Source organism: Parasphingorhabdus sp. DH2-15, assembly GCF_051668705.1.
In the GTDB taxonomy this organism is placed as follows: domain Bacteria; phylum Pseudomonadota; class Alphaproteobacteria; order Sphingomonadales; family Sphingomonadaceae; genus Alterisphingorhabdus.
Genome location: NZ_CP196351.1, coordinates 25839 through 43635 on the forward strand (window position 1 = coordinate 25839; position 17797 = coordinate 43635).

General features: G+C 50.9%; 20 protein-coding genes. 13 read left to right on the forward strand and 7 right to left on the reverse strand.

Annotation, left to right across the window (positions count from 1 at the left end; translation table 11 throughout):
- Nucleotides 1-23 precede the first annotated feature (23 nt).
- The 9 genes from ACR9YC_RS00100 to ACR9YC_RS00140 all read left to right on the forward strand — a co-directional run bounded on the left by ACR9YC_RS00100 (nucleotide 24) and on the right by ACR9YC_RS00140 (nucleotide 5909).
- Entirely contained in the window at nucleotides 24-578 is a 555-nt protein-coding gene (locus ACR9YC_RS00100; protein ID WP_438731860.1) for a Maf family protein, read from the forward strand.
- Nucleotides 575-1435 carry a shikimate dehydrogenase gene (gene aroE, locus ACR9YC_RS00105; RefSeq protein ID WP_438728503.1) on the forward strand — a complete coding sequence of 287 codons (861 nt, stop codon included), beginning with the start codon at nucleotides 575-577 and terminating at the stop codon, nucleotides 1433-1435. Before ACR9YC_RS00100 ends, aroE begins: the two co-directional genes overlap by 4 nt.
- Nucleotides 1435-2070, forward strand: a complete 636-nt coding sequence (gene coaE, locus ACR9YC_RS00110; protein WP_438728505.1) for a dephospho-CoA kinase — start codon at nucleotides 1435-1437, stop codon at nucleotides 2068-2070. The genes aroE and coaE overlap by 1 nt, the downstream gene beginning before the upstream one ends.
- Nucleotides 2071-2085: 15 nt before the next feature.
- The gene (dnaQ, locus tag ACR9YC_RS00115; RefSeq protein WP_438728507.1) at nucleotides 2086-2847 is read left to right on the forward strand and encodes a DNA polymerase III subunit epsilon; all 762 of its coding nucleotides are present in this window, start codon (nucleotides 2086-2088) and stop codon (nucleotides 2845-2847) included.
- Nucleotides 2848-2916: 69 nt separating this feature from the next.
- Nucleotides 2917-3498, forward strand: a complete 582-nt coding sequence (hpf, locus tag ACR9YC_RS00120; RefSeq protein WP_438728509.1) for a ribosome hibernation-promoting factor, HPF/YfiA family — start codon at nucleotides 2917-2919, stop codon at nucleotides 3496-3498.
- A 140-nt stretch (nucleotides 3499-3638) separates the two neighbouring features.
- The gene (locus tag ACR9YC_RS00125) at nucleotides 3639-4112 is read left to right on the forward strand and encodes a PTS sugar transporter subunit IIA (RefSeq protein WP_438728511.1); all 474 of its coding nucleotides are present in this window, start codon (nucleotides 3639-3641) and stop codon (nucleotides 4110-4112) included.
- A 1-nt stretch (nucleotide 4113) separates the two neighbouring features.
- A complete protein-coding gene (locus ACR9YC_RS00130; protein ID WP_438731862.1) occupies nucleotides 4114-4593 on the forward strand; it encodes a PaaI family thioesterase in 480 nt (159 codons plus the stop codon).
- Nucleotides 4594-4606: 13 nt separating this feature from the next.
- Nucleotides 4607-4954, forward strand: coding sequence for a DUF1491 family protein (locus tag ACR9YC_RS00135; RefSeq protein ID WP_438728513.1), 348 nt, complete (start codon nucleotides 4607-4609; stop codon nucleotides 4952-4954).
- 232 nt (nucleotides 4955-5186) lie between these two features.
- Nucleotides 5187-5909: a cell wall hydrolase gene (locus ACR9YC_RS00140; RefSeq protein WP_438728515.1), complete on the forward strand. Its 723-nt coding sequence runs from the start codon at nucleotides 5187-5189 to the stop codon at nucleotides 5907-5909.
- A gap of 123 nt (nucleotides 5910-6032) precedes the next feature.
- On the opposite strand, the gene dapD is transcribed toward ACR9YC_RS00140, so the two are convergent.
- The 3 genes from dapD to queG form a co-directional block, all read right to left on the reverse strand.
- Nucleotides 6033-6875: a 2,3,4,5-tetrahydropyridine-2,6-dicarboxylate N-succinyltransferase gene (gene dapD, locus ACR9YC_RS00145; RefSeq protein WP_438731865.1), complete on the reverse strand. Its 843-nt coding sequence runs from the start codon at nucleotides 6873-6875 to the stop codon at nucleotides 6033-6035.
- A gap of 149 nt (nucleotides 6876-7024) precedes the next feature.
- Nucleotides 7025-7693, reverse strand: a complete 669-nt coding sequence (locus tag ACR9YC_RS00150) for a pyrimidine 5'-nucleotidase (protein ID WP_438728517.1) — start codon at nucleotides 7691-7693, stop codon at nucleotides 7025-7027.
- Between the two features lie 52 nt (nucleotides 7694-7745).
- A complete protein-coding gene (gene queG / locus ACR9YC_RS00155) occupies nucleotides 7746-8945 on the reverse strand; it encodes a tRNA epoxyqueuosine(34) reductase QueG (RefSeq protein WP_438728519.1) in 1200 nt (399 codons plus the stop codon).
- Between the two features lie 81 nt (nucleotides 8946-9026).
- On the opposite strand from queG, the gene ACR9YC_RS00160 reads away from it, so the two are divergent.
- From ACR9YC_RS00160 to msrB, 4 genes are all read left to right on the forward strand, one after another.
- Nucleotides 9027-9962 carry an ABC transporter ATP-binding protein gene (locus tag ACR9YC_RS00160; protein ID WP_438728521.1) on the forward strand — a complete coding sequence of 312 codons (936 nt, stop codon included), beginning with the start codon at nucleotides 9027-9029 and terminating at the stop codon, nucleotides 9960-9962.
- A complete protein-coding gene (locus tag ACR9YC_RS00165) occupies nucleotides 9959-11197 on the forward strand; it encodes an ABC transporter permease (protein WP_438728523.1) in 1239 nt (412 codons plus the stop codon). The genes ACR9YC_RS00160 and ACR9YC_RS00165 overlap by 4 nt, the downstream gene beginning before the upstream one ends.
- 171 nt (nucleotides 11198-11368) lie before the next feature.
- The gene (locus ACR9YC_RS00170) at nucleotides 11369-12688 is read left to right on the forward strand and encodes a cytochrome P450 (protein ID WP_438728526.1); all 1320 of its coding nucleotides are present in this window, start codon (nucleotides 11369-11371) and stop codon (nucleotides 12686-12688) included.
- Nucleotides 12689-12777: 89 nt separating this feature from the next.
- On the forward strand, nucleotides 12778-13299 hold the full coding sequence (gene msrB, locus ACR9YC_RS00175; RefSeq protein ID WP_438728528.1) for a peptide-methionine (R)-S-oxide reductase MsrB: 522 nt from the start codon (nucleotides 12778-12780) through the stop codon (nucleotides 13297-13299).
- 14 nt (nucleotides 13300-13313) lie between these two features.
- Here the strand turns inward: msrB and ACR9YC_RS00180 are convergent, their stop codons facing one another.
- From ACR9YC_RS00180 to ACR9YC_RS00195, 4 genes are read right to left on the reverse strand one after another with little or no spacing between them, the layout of a single operon-like run.
- Nucleotides 13314-13682: a VOC family protein gene (locus tag ACR9YC_RS00180; RefSeq protein ID WP_438728530.1), complete on the reverse strand. Its 369-nt coding sequence runs from the start codon at nucleotides 13680-13682 to the stop codon at nucleotides 13314-13316.
- A gap of 47 nt (nucleotides 13683-13729) precedes the next feature.
- On the reverse strand, nucleotides 13730-15592 hold the full coding sequence (locus ACR9YC_RS00185; protein ID WP_438728532.1) for a hypothetical protein: 1863 nt from the start codon (nucleotides 15590-15592) through the stop codon (nucleotides 13730-13732).
- Between the two features lie 46 nt (nucleotides 15593-15638).
- Entirely contained in the window at nucleotides 15639-16073 is a 435-nt protein-coding gene (locus ACR9YC_RS00190) for a GtrA family protein (RefSeq protein ID WP_438728534.1), read from the reverse strand.
- Between the two features lie 56 nt (nucleotides 16074-16129).
- Complete coding sequence (locus ACR9YC_RS00195) at nucleotides 16130-17734, reverse strand: NAD(P)/FAD-dependent oxidoreductase (RefSeq protein WP_438728535.1); 1605 nt, start codon at nucleotides 17732-17734, stop codon at nucleotides 16130-16132.
- Between the last annotated feature and the right edge of the window lie 63 nt (nucleotides 17735-17797).

The window sequence follows — 17797 nt, forward strand, 5'->3', positions numbered from 1 at the left end:
CGCAAAGTGCTGCACGGCGGGCAATGCTCGCTGCGGCTCATGTTCCTTTTACAACCACACAAGTCGCTTTCGACGAGGATGCGTTGACGGAAGCTATGATTGCGCAAGGCGCTAAGCCACGCGATATTGCTGATGCTCTGGCAGAGGGCAAAGCGCGCAAGGCTGCCCTGAAGCATGATGACACTATGGTGCTGGGCTGTGATCAGGTGCTCGCGCTCGCCAATGGTGAATTGATAAACAAGGCGGATAATCGTGAACAGGCAAAATATAGTCTGCAACGGCTTTCCGGTCAGAAACACATATTGCTCAGTGCTGCGGTAATCTATGAGAATGGCGAACCGGTGTGGCGCGCGGTTGAAGAGGTCAAAATGCTGATGCGGCCACTTAGTGATGCTTTTATTGATGACTATCTTGATCGTCACTGGGATGATGTGAGCTATTGCGTGGGATGTTACCGCATAGAAGAAGAGGGCGCACAATTGTTCAACCGTATTGAGGGCAGCCATTTTGCCATTATGGGGATGCCATTATTGCCGCTTCTTGGCTATTTGCGCATCAGAGGAATTATGCCGTCATGACAAACCAAGCAGCTACAAAAACAGGCCCTTATGCAGAGGTTATTGGCGACCCTATTGCTCAAAGTCTTTCGCCGCTAATCCATGGACATTGGCTGGAGGCATTGGGAATTGCAGCTGATTACCGTGCAAAACATGTGACACCAGACCAATTGCAAGGTTATTTGGAAGCGCGCAAAGAAGACCCGAATTGGCGCGGCTGCAATGTTACTTTGCCGCACAAATTGGCCATATTGGATCATGTTGCGGACCCTGGCGATGTGCGCAGTGCAATCGGTGCGGCCAACACTATATTCCGGCTGGAAGATGATGGCCTAGGCGCAACCAACACAGATGCGGGTGGTTTCTACACGCCTTTATCAGCGACCGATTTATCCGGTCGTCATGCAATTATATTGGGAGCAGGCGGCGCTGCACGCGCAGTGCTGTTCGCTTTGAAACAGGTTGATATTGGCAAGGTAACATTGTTGGCGCGCTCACCGCTCAAAGCATTGGGTCTGCTCGGGCAATTTGGCTTGTCGGGCGATGTTCTGCCTATGGATGCGCCATTGCCCGCTGCTGATCTGCTGGTGAATGCCAGTCCGCTTGGTATGAAAGGCTTTGATGGCAATCTTGATCTCGATCTGTCCAAACTCGCGCCTGACTCTATAGTCTATGATCTCGTCTATAACCCTCTGGAAACACCTTTGCTGGGCGCTGCACGTCAAGCGCAGTTGGAGACGATAGACGGCTTAACCATGTTAATTGGGCAAGCGGCTATCGCTTTTGAGCTTTTTTTCGGTCAGCCTGTGCCCGATGATGCGGCTATTGCGCAGGCTTTGCGCAAAAAGCTGCTGGCTGCTTTGGACCAAAAAAGCTGATGACTGGTATGTCTGCAAATACTGACCAGAGGCCACATATTATCGGGCTTACCGGTTCTATCGGCATGGGTAAATCCACGGTGGCAGCGATGTTTGCTGAGGCTGGTATTCCTGTATTCGATGCTGATGCAGAGGTTCACCGGCTGCAAAAAAATGATGCCAATATTATCGCTGCTATCGAAACCGCCTTTCCCGGCACCACCGATGATAAAGGGGTGGATCGCGCCAAGCTCTCTCAGGCGGTGTTGGGCAATAAAGAGGCTATCAAAAGGCTGGAGGCGATTATTCACCCTGCAGTCGGCATGAGCCGCATGCGCTTTCTGGAGGATAATAGGAATGCGCCGGTAGTCCTGTTTGATATTCCCTTATTGTTTGAGAAAGGCGGCGCAGACAATGTCGATTCTGTTGTCACAGTATCAGCGCCTGCCGATGTCCAGCGAGAGCGGGTTTTGGCGCGGCCGAGCATGACGCATGAAAAGCTGGCCCATATATTGGGGTTGCAACTGCCGGATGAGGAAAAGCGTGCCCGTTCTGACTATATCATCAATACCGGAACAACGTTGCAGGAAACGCGGCAGGATGTGCGAAATTTAATTGCGAAATTGCAACAAAGTCTTGCGGATGAGCAAGATTAGGACAATATAAAAAACATGAGAGAAATTGTTTTCGACACGGAAACAACCGGTTTTGACCCCGGCCTTAATGGCGGTGACAGAATGGTTGAAATTGGCTGCATTGAGATGATCGACCGAGTAGAAACCGGGCGGACCTATCACTGCTATTTCAACCCACAAAAGGCGATGCCACAAGGAGCCTTTGAGGTTCATGGGCTGTCTGATCAATTCCTATCAGACAAGCCGTTATTTGCTGCCAAAGCGCAAGAACTTGTCGAATTTCTGGGCGATGCCAATCTGGTGGCGCATAATGCGAGTTTTGATTTCAAATTCCTCAACGCAGAGCTGGAATGGGCAGGTGTAAAGCCTATCAGCTATGACCGGATGGTTGATACGCTGGCGATTGCGCGGTCCAAACATCCCGGCGCTCAGGCATCGCTGGACGCTTTATGTACACGCTATGGTGTCGACCGCAGTCAGCGGGTAAAACACGGCGCATTGCTTGATGCAGAGCTGCTGACCCAAGTGTATATTGAGCTTACAGGCGGCCGCCAAATAGGTTTGGGCCTAGATAATGATGTTAAGGGTGATGGCGCAGAATCATCTACTGGCAGCATGAATGCATATGCCGCCAACCGGATCTTTCGTGAACCACGGCGGTTTCGGCCCAGTGATGATGAATTGGCGGCACATGGTGAATTTATCAAAGCTATTGATAACCCGGCCTGGCACAAGCTGGCTGCGCATCACCGGTTGGCAAATGCGTCTGAAACCGTCCCGCCGATCAATAAGAATTAAACCAATGTGCCGGAATATGAAGATCCGGCACATTGATCGTAACATGCACATAGAAAAAGGAGCCTAGCCATGGAAATTCGCGTCTCAGGTCATCAAATAGAGATTGGGCAGGCACTACAACAGCATGTCTCTGACCGTTTAACAGCCATTATCAGCAAATATTTTGATCGTGCCATTTCAGCGCATGTCACTGTTGGTCGGGGCCCGCATGACAGTTTTAATGCCGATATTGTGATGCATGTGATGCAGGGCCTGATTCTCAAAGGGTCAAGCAATGCGCAAGAGGCCCATCCATCTTTTGACAAAGCAGCCGACAAAATCGAAAAACAGCTGCGCCGCTATATGCGCCGTTTGAAAGATCGGCATGAGAAAATGCAGCATGCGCTGAAGGAAGAAGAGGCGGCCTATACCGTTTTTCAATCAGCCCCCGAGGTTGAAGAAAGTGTTGCAGAAGAAGAGGTTACCGATGCGCCTCTCATTATTGCAGAGACTCGCGTTGATATACCCGAAGCCAGCGTTTCCGATGCTGTGATGATGCTAGATTTGCGCGACACAGCAGCATTATTTTTCAAAAATGCTGGAACTGGCGTCCATAATATGGTTTACCGCCGCGCGGATGGCTCCATTGGGTGGGTAGAACCCCAGCAATAGACCAACCCGCTTAATTTGAAGCGCCGGATAAAAGCCTCTCGCTTTGCTGTAATGGGAGTTGCAGCCAGCTGGTGAAGGCGGTGCGGATAATCAATCGAGGAGAGGCCTAACGCGGTCAGGCAGACCGTGGGTGTAGAATTATGTTTGCGACGGACTATTTCGATGCGATTTCCGAGGATGCTGTTTCTACAGCCGTGCGGATCTCTGATAAACCAGCCCTGATTTCCTTTTTGTCAGAACAGTTTTCGCGCAATTACGGGCTTGATCCGATAGTGTGTGAAGCAACTTTGACAGAACGCGAGACTTTGGGATCGACCGGCTTTGGCCGCGGGATTGCTATTCCACATGGTCGCATTTCCGGCATTTCCGCGCCTGTCAGCGTGATTGTGCAATTGCAGCACCCTGTCGATTATGGTGCGGTCGATGCGCAGCCTGTTGATCTGGTCTGGGCGCTATTATCTCCAGAAACCCAAGGCGCTTCGCATTTAAAAGCTCTGGCCTATGTTTCGCGCATGTTGCGCAAAGAATCGCTGGTGCAACAATTGCGCGGTGCTTCCAATGCCAGCACAGCTTATGCATTGGTCAGCGAACAATTGCGGCAAAACGCAGCCTGATATGGTTGAGGGTGGGAACGAAAAGCACGCAGACGCCACGGGGGCAGAAGCGCATTACCGTGCTTTGGAATCACTCTATGCAAAGGCACCAGTCAATCGCTATTTCGAATCGCACCTGTCAGTAACCGGAAAGGGAAAGGCGGAGATTCGCTTTTTGGTGAACCCTGAATTGTTCCATGCCGCTGGGGCTGCGCATGGCACGCTTTATTTCAAAATGCTGGACGATGCGGCCTTTTATGCCGCCAATTCACTGGTGACCGACCATTATTTGCTGACAACCGCTTTCAACCTGCATTTTACCAAGCCAGTCAGAGAGGGAGAGTTGATTGCCATGGGCCATTGGGTCAGTGGCAAGAAACGCATATTGGTTGCAGAATCACGCTTAATCGATAGCGAAGGCGATGAAATAGCGCGTGGCACGGGCACATTCATGCGATCGAGAATCGCGTTGAGCGGCCTACCCGGCTATCAAAACCTCTAGCTACGGACAGACCATGGCATTGGAACCACGCTTAAATGCCGCTGTAAAAATCCGCGCTATGCGGCAAATGACAGAGCAACAAGGTGGCTTTGCAACAGTGATTCGCAAAGGTGATGAAACATCCGGGGCGATATTGGTACAATGGCTAAGAAATGGCAGAATTCCTGTCCTTTTTGAGCAAATGCCCAGTTTTGATGAACCTGGAAAATGGGCCATAATCCAAGAACAAGATATTGAAAATAAAGAGAAATACTCCGATTATCTTGATCGGCGCTGGCAAAGAGACAGTGATATTTGGGTAATTGAACTGGATATCGCAGATGAAAAACGGCTCGTCGGACTATTGGAGCATTTTCGTTGACTTACCATGTGTGAACCGTATTTGGGCTCTCATTGATAATACGTAGGCAATCCGCCTGTTGGGCAAGAACGTCCACAGGCTATACCAGAATTTGGGTATATGTGATGAGCGCGCAGACGGAGAACAGAACAGAGTAGTGCATTCCCATTCGGCATTTTATGTCATGGGCTTCCAGATTAGGATGAATATCTATCACTTCGCTGCGTCGGTTAACCGCAATATTTGTTAAAATATGAGCAAAGTTCTTAAAGCCGCGAGTGCGGTCGCTATCGCTGCGTCGACACTCTCAATTCTGGCTAATTCGGATGCCGGTCTGGCATTCCAGCAGTCAGCACAGGCAGGCCTGATTCCTGTCGAAGAGGCTGCGCAATCGCAAAACACGGCAACACCGGTTGCTGATAATCAACAGACTAATCAAGATACGCCCAGCCAATCAGGCGGCGTTACATTTGTCGAAGGCGAAGTCGTACAAGCGCTTCCTGAAGACTATGTTGAGCGCAGCGAAGAAGAGCTGGCGCAAGAACCTGAAGCTGAAAACACTGCTGCGTCGCTGCGTGAGCTGGTCAGCCTGCAAAATGGCGCGGTTGAGCTGAGTGAAGAGATGCGCTGTCTGGCCGGCGCGGTATATTTTGAATCAAAGGGTGAACCTTTATTGGGTCAGCTAGCGGTTGCCAAAGTGGTCATCAACCGCGCGAAATCGTCACGTTTTCCGAACAGCTATTGCGGTGTTGTTTATCAGAAACGGCAATTTTCTTTTGTCCGTGGCGGAAGAATGCCTCGGATCCGCACAGGCACACGTGCTTGGCGTAATGCCAAAGCTATCGCCCAGATTGCTGATCAACAAGCCTGGTCAACCCCTGTAGACAATGCCTTGTTCTTCCATGCCCGCCGTATCTCGCCAAGATGGCGTCTGACACGTGTTGGTACTGTCGGGAATCATGTTTTTTACCGATAAAATGCGATCATCATATCGGTGATCAAAAGATAGAACATATGTTAAAGGCCCCCGTTCAGTCCAATGAGCAGGGGCCTTTGTTTTGCTTGGTTGGCCGATATAGGGCCATCTGATTATACTGACTTAATCGCGCAACAATTCATTGATGCCGGTTTTGGAGCGTGTTTGCGCGTCGACGGTTTTGACGATAACCGCACAATATAATGATGGGCCGGGCGTGCCATCGGGCAAGGCTTTGCCGGGCAAAGCGCCGGGAACCACGACGGCATATGGCGGGACAGAACCGCGATGGACTTCACCTGTTGCACGGTCAATGATTTTGGTCGATGCGCCCAGATAGACGCCCATTGATAAGACGGCGCCCTCACCCACACGTACACCTTCGGCCACTTCTGCGCGTGCGCCGATAAAGGCACCATCTTCGATGATGACAGGGCCAGCCTGTAATGGCTCCAACACTCCGCCAATGCCTGCGCCGCCAGAGATATGAACGTTTTTGCCGATCTGGGCACAACTGCCAACGGTTGCCCATGTATCAACCATGGTGCCTTCATCTACATAGGCACCGATATTGATAAAGCTGGGCATCAACACAGCGCCCTTGCCAATAAAGGAGCCGGCACGCGCTACAGCGCCGGGCACAACACGAAAACCGGCATCGCGGAAGCTGTTTTCGCTCCAACCTTCAAATTTTGATGGCACTTTGTCATAGGCCGGCGCTCCGGCTGATCCAGCTTGCATCACATCATTGTCATTGAGGCGGAAAGAGAGCAACACAGCCTTTTTCAGCCATTGATTGACCTGCCAGTCTCCACCTATCTTTTCCGCAACACGGGCTTCGCCTGAATCGAGCAGTGCCAGTGCTTCATTGACGCCATCGCGAACCGCACCCTGTGTGCTATGGCCTAGCGTATCGCGGGCATCCCATGCCGCATTGATGGTGCTTTGAAGATCGTTTGAGGTCATCATTGAGTCTTTCTTTGGTTTTGGCTTTGGTGCTGGCTGCTCCTCGCGATTGAGGTGCATGAATCTATAGATTGCTAGCTAATGGCTTCTCATCAAACTGCAAGGGCTGCAATATCTGCTTTGCCATATCATGATAGCGATCAAAGCCATTAAAACATTGCATGAATAGTATCTAATGCCTGCTCAATGCTATTGGCGGTAAGATCAATATGGTCATCATGGTGATCATGCGCCCCCAATTCCGCGCCATTATTGATCCATATTGTCGCCATGCCCATCTGGTTTGCTGGCTTTAAATTGCGGGCCATATCCTCAAAAAATACGGATTCTTCCGGCACGATGCCAAAACTGTCTAGCATTGATGTATAGGCACTGGCTTCCGGCTTGGGTTGATAGCCAGTGGCATGGATATCATGCACATCTGTAAACAGACCATCCAGCCCAAGCCTGGCCAGCACCTTTTGCGCATAGGGCGCATCGGCATTGGTAAAAATATATTTTTCGCCCGGCAGGGCCGCAATTTGCGCTGCTAATTCGGGTTGTGGTTTTATGGCTGACAGATCGACATCATGCACAAAATCAAGAAAATGATGCGGCTCGACATCATGAAAACGCATCAGACCGGCAAGCGTGGTGCCATGATCGCGGAAATAGTCTTTTTGAACAATGCGCGCTTGCGGCAAATCAACATTGAGCAGATTTGCGATAAACTCGCCCATTTTGGCATCAATTTTGTCAAATATGGCCAGTCTGGGGTGGTATAAGGTGTTGTCCAGATCAAAGATCCAGTTTCGGCGCGATTGAAAGAGAGTATCCATATCCTCGCCTCTATGATGCGTGCTGCAATATCGCAATGCTTGTCATTGGCAATCAGGCGGCCAGCTCGACTGCGCTTGGGCACGTCTGCTGCCACTCCGCCAGTACAGAGGTATCCTGCTCCTGCTTCTCCCATATCTCTTTTAAGGATAAGGTGTGCTGCGGATCAATTTGCCACAAAGCCCATATGGCCGCGCCGCGCACCATCGCACTTTCATCTGTTAGCAATAATGTCAGGTCTGGCAGCAGTGTGTGGTTGCCGCTATTTCCAGCGGCGATACATGCGTTGCGCACCATGCGGTTGCGCCCGATACGTTTAATTGCTGATCCAGCAAAAACCACTTCAAAGTCACTTTTGGTCAGCGTCAACAGGCTGTGCAAATCGGGCAGAACAAATTCTGCACGCGGCAGGAATGCGCGGTTTCTTTGTGCGGAATCGGCAAATTTGTTCCATGGGCAGATGGCCAGACAATCATCACAGCCATAAACCCGATTGCCCATAGGTTTGCGCAAATGATGCGCGATAGGACCATCATGCTCAATAGTAAGGTAAGAGATACACTTGCGCGCATCCAACCGATATGGTTCGATAAAGGCCGAGGTAGGGCAGATGCTTTGACAGGCCGTGCAACTGCCGCAACGGTCTTGGCCCGCCGGATCTGCAGGCAATTCCAAATTGGTATAAATTGCACCCAGAAATAACCAGCTGCCGTGGCTTTTGCTGACCAGATTGCTGTGTTTTCCTTGCCAACCCAGTCCGGACATTTGCGCCAAAGGCTTTTCCATCACTGGCGCAGTATCAACAAAAACCTTTATCTGCGGCGAACCTTTTCCAAGGCTTTTAGATGGGAGTCGCGCTTCATTTTCCACTATCCACCTTGCCAGAGTCTTGAGCGCTTTTTTGACCCATTTGTGATAATCACCGCCCTGCGCATAGACCGAGAACAGGCCATTATCCTGCTTATGAATATCGCCTAGTGGATCATGCGGCGGGGCGTAGCTCATACCCAACATAATCACTGAACGAACATCACTCCATAATGTTTGTGGGTGCGCACGCTGATCAGCACGGTTTTCCATCCAGACCATATCGCCATGGCACCCGTCATTCAGCCATTGTTGCAAACGTTTGCCAATTGATGGGTCAAGATTTGCTGGAGCAATGCCGATATCAGCAAAGCCTATGGCTTTGGCTTGTGCGGTTAAAGCATCTCTAAATTCGCTGGCGCTTAACTTTTTATTGCGGTCTGCCACGCTAGAGCGCTATCGCAGGGTAAAGACGTGCTGTCATATGAGCCTTCAGCATGACCAGAAAAGTTTTCAGGAGAGCGTTCATTGCCAGACTATGCCATTGAGGCGCGCGGTCTTGTCAAGAATTTTGATGATTTTCGCGCCGTTGACGGAATTGATCTGACGGTCGAGCAAGGCAGTATCATGGGCATTTTGGGCCCAAATGGTGCTGGCAAAACCACGACTTTACGGATGATATTGGGCATTATTGAGCCTGATGCTGGTATGTGCCGCTTATTGGGGCATGAACGGCCTTTGTCTGTTGCACATATGGTTGGCTATTTGCCAGAAGAACGCGGCCTTTATCCGGCGATGAAATCCTATGATGCCATTGCGTTTATGGGGGCATTGCGCGGTCTGCCGCTGGCTGAAGGGCGCAAGCGTGGCCGTGAACTGTTGGAAGAGGCTGGTTTGAGCCATGCCATTGATAAAGAAGTGCGGATGCTCTCCAAAGGCATGGCGCAGACAGTGCAGCTTTTGGGCACCATTGTACATCAGCCCCAATTGATCATTCTTGATGAGCCGTTTTCCGGACTTGATGCCTTGAACCAGCAAAAACTTGAGGGCTTGATCCGTGCTCAGGCCGAAAGCGGCGTAACTGTGATCTTTTCCACCCATGTTATCGCCCATGCCGAGCGTCTATGCGAAGATGTGGCGATTATTGCGGGCGGTAAAGTGCCCTTTGCTGGTAAAGTTAGCGACGCGCGTGACCGGTTGCGGCCTCAGGTACGGCTGGAGACGCGCTCGCGCGATGGTGAATGGCGCAAAGCGCTGCCTGATGAAGCGCAGGCAGAAGGCCGCTATTGGAATTTCACATTGCCCGAAACCGGTGTTGAGCCACTGCTCAAGGCGTTGATAGACGGAAATGCCGGTATAGAATCGCTGGCTATCGAACGGCCAGGTTTGCATGATGCCTTTGTCGCTATTGCTGGTGAGGCAGCGGCTGCGCAAATGGATCAGCCAGAAGGGGATGAGGCATGAGCGAGACCATAAGAGCAGCCTGGGTCATTGCCCGACGCGATTTCGCTGCGATTATCTTTTCCAAAACCTTCTTTTTCTTTTTGCTTGGCCCGCTTTTTCCTGTGGCCTTGGGGGTTGCGGCTGGCGGCCTTGCTGGGCAGGTACAGCGTGATATTGACCAGCCGAGTATTGCCATTGTCATGGACCGCGAAGAGCAGCAGTTGCTGGAAGTTGCGCATAAGGATTTGAGCGAAAGGCTCGGTCTTCGCGCTCTGCCTGCGCTTACCATGGTGGCGGTACGTAGCGATACTCAGGCGCAGATCGCCGCGCTATTAGCCGGGGAATATAAAGATGCTGGCAAGGTCGATGCGGTTTTGTCGGGCAGTCTGGAATCGCCCATTTTAACTGGGCCGCCTGACGCTATTCGTAGCTGGGAAGGTGAACTTAGCCTGTTGATCGACCATATCGCTACGGCCAGTGCTGGTGATTTGACCGCTATTGACATTGTCGAGGTTGCGCAAAGTGTTGGGGTCGAGCAGGAGCAACAGTTGAAGACTGCGCAAGCTGCGCAAACCCTGCTATTTTTGTTGACCATGCTGCTGGCCGGTATGGTATTGTCCAATCTGGTTGAAGAAAAAACCAACAAGATCATTGAGATATTGGCCGCTGCTATTCCGATTGATGCCATTTTCCTGGGCAAGCTGTTTGCCATGCTGGCAATGGCGATGATTGGTATTGCCGTATGGGCCAGTGCCATCTTTCTGGTTCTCGCAATATTTGGCGGTGGTCTGCCAGAACTGCCAGTGCCTGCTATTGGCTGGCCACTGTTCATACTGCTTGGCATCATCTATTTTTCTATGGCCTATTTGCTGCTTGGCTCACTTTTTCTGGGCATCGGTTCTTTGGCAACCACGGTGCGCGAAGTACAAACCCTCTCTATGCCAGTGACAATGGGGCAGGTTTTGGTATTTTTCATCGCGGTATATTCGGTGACGAAAATGGGCGAACCAGTAGAATGGGGCGCTGTTCTTTTTCCATTCAGCTCACCTTTTGCCATGTTGGCACGGGCCGCGCAGGATGGCGATGTGCTGCAACATATTGTTGCACTGGCGTGGCAGGTGGGCTGGGCCTATCTGATCATCCGCATGGGCGCAGGTATCTTCAAACGCAATGTTATGAAGTCTGGCCCACAAACCAAAAAATCGGGTTTTTTGGCTTTTCTGGGTATGGGAAAGCCCGCAAAAGCAGTGAAATAGCTTTTTCGTAGCGGTTATAGCGCAAAAGCGGCGTATTTCGTTAGGCTCCATCGATTCTGTGTTGACATCTGTGTCAGTAAGCGCACCATGTCAAAACCACCTCTATTTAGGGGTATGAGTCATAGCTGGCAAAGACCGGCATGGCTTTGAGAGGATGACAGGAGACACCCCATGGCCACGCAGCCAGCGCCGACTCAGGCGACACCGCCTTTAACAACATCACCAACAGCCGCTGATGCATTGCGCGACTATTTTGCTAAGCATGACCGGCCCGGCACCGCCAATCCGGAAAAATGGGATGTGAGTCTCTCCAGCCTTTATGCCGAAGACCGCTGGCAGGAGCCTTTTCGCCAAATGCGCGCTGAAGCGCCGATCAATAAGGTCGAGGATTCAGCTTATGGTCCCTATTGGAATATTTCTGGATATAAGGCGATCCAGCATATTGAGGCTTTGCCTGAACTGTTTTCCTCCGATGTGAAAAATGGCGGCATCACCATAACCGATCCTGATTGGGATTCTGACTTTCAGCTGCCTATGTTTATTGCGATGGACCGGCCCAAACATACTGGACAGCGCCGTACCGTTGCCCCTGCATTCACCCCGCGTGAAATGCAAAGGCTGGAAAGCGATATCCGTGCGCGAACAGGCGAAGTGCTGGACGGCCTGCCTTGGGACCAACCTTTTGACTGGGTGGATAAGGTGTCGATTGAGCTGACCACACAGATGCTCGCGCTGTTATTTGGTTTTCCCTGGGAAGACAGGCGCCTGCTGACATTCTGGTCCGATTGGGCAGGTGATGTCGAACTGTCACTTGCGCCTGAGTTAGACAGCAAGCGCCAGGGCATATTGCATGAAATGGGCGCATATTTTCAGCAGCTTTGGAATGCCCGTCTTAACAGCGAGCCGACACCCGATTTGCTGTCCATGATGATCCATAGCGAAGCGATGAGCCAAATGGACCCGATGGAGTTTATGGGCAATCTGGTACTGCTGATCGTCGGCGGTAATGACACGACCCGCAACACAATGTCCGGCCTTGCCTATGGCCTCGACAAATTCCCCGATCAACGCAAGAAATTGCAGGAAAATCCAGACCTTATCCCCAACACTGTACAGGAAATCATACGTTGGCAAACGCCGCTAGCGCATATGCGGCGTACAGCGACGGAAGACACGGAATTATTTGGCCATAAAATCGCAAAAGGTGACAAGCTCGTTCTTTGGTATATTTCGGCCAACCGTGATGAGACGGTTTTTGATGATGCAGACAAGATTATTGTCGATCGACAGAATGCACGGCGCAATCTGGCCTTTGGCTATGGCATTCATCGCTGTGTCGGTGCGCGATTGGCCGAATTGCAAATCCGCATCTTGCTAGAGGAAATGGCGGCGCGGCGGATGCAGGTGAATGTGCTGGGTGATATTGAACGCGTCCATGCCTGTTTCGTGCATGGCTATCGCTCTATGAAAGTGCAGCTGAGCAAATATTGATCCCTATAATCCTGCCAATATTTGTGTAACTTTTCAGCGTGTTCTGACGAATATATGATTGAGTTTGATAGATATGGTGCAGGAATAGCATGAACAGCGATAGACGAATTGTGTTGGGTGGACTGGCAGGAGCTGGCACTTTGGCGGTAAGTTTTGCCGTTTTTGGTGGCGGTCTGGCATCGGCGCGATCTCTTGCTGCTGAAGGTAAACCCGGCTTTGCGATCACCAAAAGCGAAGCGCAATGGCGCAAAGAGCTAGAGCCGCTGCAATATTATGTATTGCGTGAAGCTGGCACTGAGCGGGCATGGACAAGTCCGCTCAACAAGGAAAAGCGCGCAGGCACATTTTTATGCGCTGGTTGTGATTTGCCTTTATATTCAAGCCGTACAAAATATGAGAGTTTTTCCGGCTGGCCGAGTTTTACCGAACCTTTAAAGGGCGCTGTTTTGTTGCGGCCGGATTATCTGCTGGGTATTCCGCGCACTGAAGTATTGTGCAAGCGATGCGGCGGCCATTTGGGGCATGTCTTCAATGACGGGCCAAAGCCAACAGGCAAGCGCTGGTGCATGAACGGTGCTGCACTGAAATTTCGCGCGTCCAAAAGCAGTTAAGCCTGAATCGTTTCTTATGGCGCTTCTTTTTGCTGCCATAGCTCAATCTTGATGCCATCAGGGTCCATGATCCAGGCAAACTCGCCATAGCCCTCATCCGCATGGCCTAATATTTCCAAGCCTTTGGCTTTTAGCTGTTCAATAAATTCCGCGACATTATCGACCCGCAAATTGATCATGAATTGCGCCTTGCTGGGCTTAAGATATTCTCCATCAGTGAAATGGCTTATCAGGCTATAAGGTGCATCACCCGTCTCTTCTGACCAGTTAAGCTGTGGCCCATAATCGCCATCAAGGCCCAGATAATCCTTATACCATTTGCGCGTTGCGTTGGGATCCTTCACAATGTGAAAAATGCCGCCCAGTCCAGTGATTTTGGCCATAGTCCCTCTCCCTATGCTGGGCCAAGACTTGGCCAGCTAAGGGCATGTTACCGCTTTACACGCCAAACGCGCAAGCCTTCGGCGCCATACAGTGTGACAGGTTCCAGCCATTGCGGGACATTATCATTACGCAGCTCTGCCATAAAGCCATCAGGTTTATAATGCGCATAGAGCATGACTTCTGCGACGTTTTCGCAATACATCACATAATCGATATCGCGCTGTTTTGCGATGCTATAGGCCGCATCTTTGTTGCCACTAAAGAAATTTAGCACATCGCGCATGGCAGTGTCATTGCGGTGGTGACCACTGGCAACGACTTTGTGATCACTGGCGAACAATATGGCCGGACCCATATCCAGCGGTGTCATGATATTGCCAACAGGCAGTTCCTGAATAAGCCGTAGCTGCTCAATTTGCTGACATTTTTCGGCATCTTGAACAATCGCGGTCAGTTCTTCAAACTTTTGTGCTCTTTTACTTATTAGAGCGCTTGCGGGTGCAACCAAAAGACCGGGAACGATCATGGTAAAAACGCCTAAAGTTCCCCCTATACGGGCCAATGGAGAGTTAAATCGCCGAACTTTCTTAAGCAATAATATCAGAAGGTTGGCAGCTATCGGTAAGGCAAAGATACAGGCCACGCCAGCTGCACGCTCAACCAGTGAGGCGATGGCGATTGCTACCAGCAGCATAAAGGCAGTGCGGCCATGCGCAGTTTGCAGGAAATTAAAAAAGTTCTGGAGCATATCTGCCTGATTGCGGCGGTTAAAGCGCAGCCAGTGGATGAGAAGGGCAAATAAGGCTATAGCTGGAATGGCGATATTCTGGATAATTTTGCCCGTTGTTTGCTGCCATAATGGCAGACCTTCATAGACACGTTGATACCAAAAACTATCAACCAGCGGGTCAAGCTGCCCAAAGGCGCCGCTCGCGCATTGCGGCGCAGCGCTATATAATAATGCCAATGCCGCACTGCCGGTAAACCCGAAACCTGCCACAATGGCGAGGCGCTGGGCAGGATTTATGCGTGACAATATAGCCAGCATTCCTGTGCCAAGCGCAAATACGCCAATATGGACCGGCGAGATCGCGTCGCAATATTGCACCCATCCATCAGCGGAAAAAATCCGCGTTGCCATGAATAATATTGCGCTTGCTGCGGTCAGGCCGGACATAGCAGTGACCAGCAAACCGCGATGTTGCGCATTGCACAACCACAAAATGGCAAAAGCTGCCATAAAACCGGCGGCCATTGGCAGGCCTTCCATAGAGATGGATAACCAGACAGCCAATGCGACACCGCTCAACAAAGCGCCGCGCTCTGGACGCAGATGCAACAGCCCTTTTAACGCCAAAAGCGCGAGAAAAATTTGCCAGCCATGATGATCTATCCGCATGGGTCGAAGCTGATGAATGACGGGAACCAGCATTCCCACGATTAAGCAAGCCAGATAGGCCGCATCTCGGCCAGAGCTGCCTATTCCCAAACGGTTCGTCAGTTGCGCAACAGCCCACATGACACACAGCAAGGTGATCGCTGGAATAATGATAAGTGCTGCCATTTCAGCGCTGCTTGAACCCAATATCGGGGTCAGCACGGTTATGATAATGGCGATGGGCAGGTCGACAATGCGTGACCAGTGCATGGGTGCGCCATCAGGGGCGTTCATGCGATATTGTTTAACATCATACCATTCCTGGCCATTCAACCAATCGCGGACCTGAAGCAGACGCAAAAGATCATCAGGATCAGGGAATCGTACAGCGACGATATTGGGCGCGGCAATCACCAAAAGGATGACACTGAGCAGGGCCCATATGCCAATGACAGCAGAAAACCGCACAGGGCGGATACTGTCATGCGCTGCTATCTGCGCTAAAGTATCTGCTTTAATTACACTGGCCATCTGGCATCCTCAAAAACGATCAATCCGGTCTAATGAATAGGCCTGGTCAGACCCATTGCCGGAAGACAAGGTGATTGCGCAGCAAATATGTGGCAACAAAGCTGGTTGCGATGGCCGCCAATTTGGCGATGCGCGCGTCAAAGCCCATTTGGTCGGCGCTTGCGACGATGATCACTGTCAACCCCAGCCCGATAAGTGCGGAAATCACAAACATTGCCTTTTGTCGTGTACGGTCAAATCCGCCACTGGCAACCCGGTCTGCAAAGACTTTACGAGATGACAACAACCAATGCGCGATAATGCCGCAGCAATATCCTATCGCAGACGCTGCCGCAGCGGCGGCGCTGACGCTCAAAATCGCCAGAAAAACGACCATGTCGACGATAAGAGCCCCAACACTCACCAGCAGATAGCGAAAGGCTGTAAAATTGCGCAGCCTGTCAATTATAGCGGTTATTGATGAGAATGTGCTGTTTGACATAATATCAAAGCCCCTCTTGCTAATGCATTGATTGCCATCGGATCAACCGAGCAGCTTTACGCTGCGCGATTTATTTTTTGCTTTTCACCGACCCGTTTGGGTACATCGCGCTCTGACTGAAGCGCGATTTTCTGGCCTTCGGTCAATTGACCTTCAGCTTCAACACCTGTCGCCGGTACAGCTTGCTGATTTTCCAGCAGTTTTTCCGCACCCTCATCGCCAGCTTCATGATATTCGGCATCTTCATTAACATTCCAAATGTTAAACTTGCGCGATCCGGCTTCGATATTTTCCACCGTCAGCATCGCCGTCATCATGGCGTGATCCTGATTATTATACCGGTGCATGCCATTGCGGCCGACCATATGCAGTGTTGGGAAGCGCTCTTCCAGATCAGAACGCATCGCTTCAACATTGGCCTCATATTCATCATCATAGACCGGATAGGCCTTTTCTTGACGCACCACTGCGCCGCCAACCACTTGCTTGGGGTCACACAGCCCCAATATTTCCATTTCGCGCGTGGCCTGTGCGATTAATTCTTCATCGCTTGATGACCAAAGCCCGTCATTTTCAAAGCAGAAATATTCCAAGCCAACACAGGCCATATCAGCATCGGGCACCATTTCCGGTGACCAGCTGCGGAAGTTTTGCACCCGGCCGACCTGAACGCGGTCATCATGAATATAGATCCAGTTGTCGGGGAAGAGATCCTCTGATTTTACCATCAAGGCAACGGTCAGGAAATCGCGATAATTAAGTTTTTTCGCTTCAAAAGATGATGTTGGCAGCGGGTGAATACGCGCAGAAAGCTCACGCATTGGGGCAGAGCTGATGACATGTTTGGCGGTAATCACTGTGCCGCCATCCTGTGCATCGGTGCTCATCCGCCAATTGCCATCACTGTCTTGCGCCAATTGTTTCAGCGCATGACCCATCATGACTGTATTGCCTTTATTGCGTACAAAATCGCGTGCAGCATCCCACATCATGCCGGGGCCAAGCCGCGGATAGCGGAAGGTTTCCAGCAGGGTTTTGGTGGCCATGCCATCATTTGGTTTTTTGTTCAGACCCAAAGAGCGTTTCAGACCATCGGTTACTGCGCTCCACAGGCTTAACCCCTTAATGCGCTGCGCTGCCCAATCGGCGGACATTTCGTCGCACGGCATGCCCCATACTTTTTCCGTATAGGTTTTGAAAAAGATGGAATAGAGTTTGTAGCCAAATTGGTTGACGACCCAATCTTCAAAACTTTTCACGTCTTTTTTCGGGAACATTTTCCAACGAGCATAGCTTACCATGCAAAGCGTTGAGCGCCAAATGCCCAGATTCCACAGCGCTTCAAAAGCACGCAGCGGATAGCTGTAAAATTTGCCTTCATAATAAATGCGGCTCATGCGCGGGCGCTGAATAAAGTCGTCCGGCAGGATTTCATTCCACAGATCGACCACTTCCTGACTTTTTGAGAAGAAGCGATGTCCGCCAATATCAAAGCGATAGCCTTCAAACTCGACAGTACGGCTGATGCCGCCAACATATTTCTCGTCTTTCTCAATAACCGTAACCGAATAGCCCTTTTTGCTCAGCAAATAGGCGGCGGTCAGTCCTGCAGGACCCGCTCCGATAACTGCAACATCAACATTGTTGGGATTATTAGCCATGATATTCCACCCTTAATTTGTGCGTTAGGCTGTTCGTGCCTTTACACTTCAGAAACTTGAGTG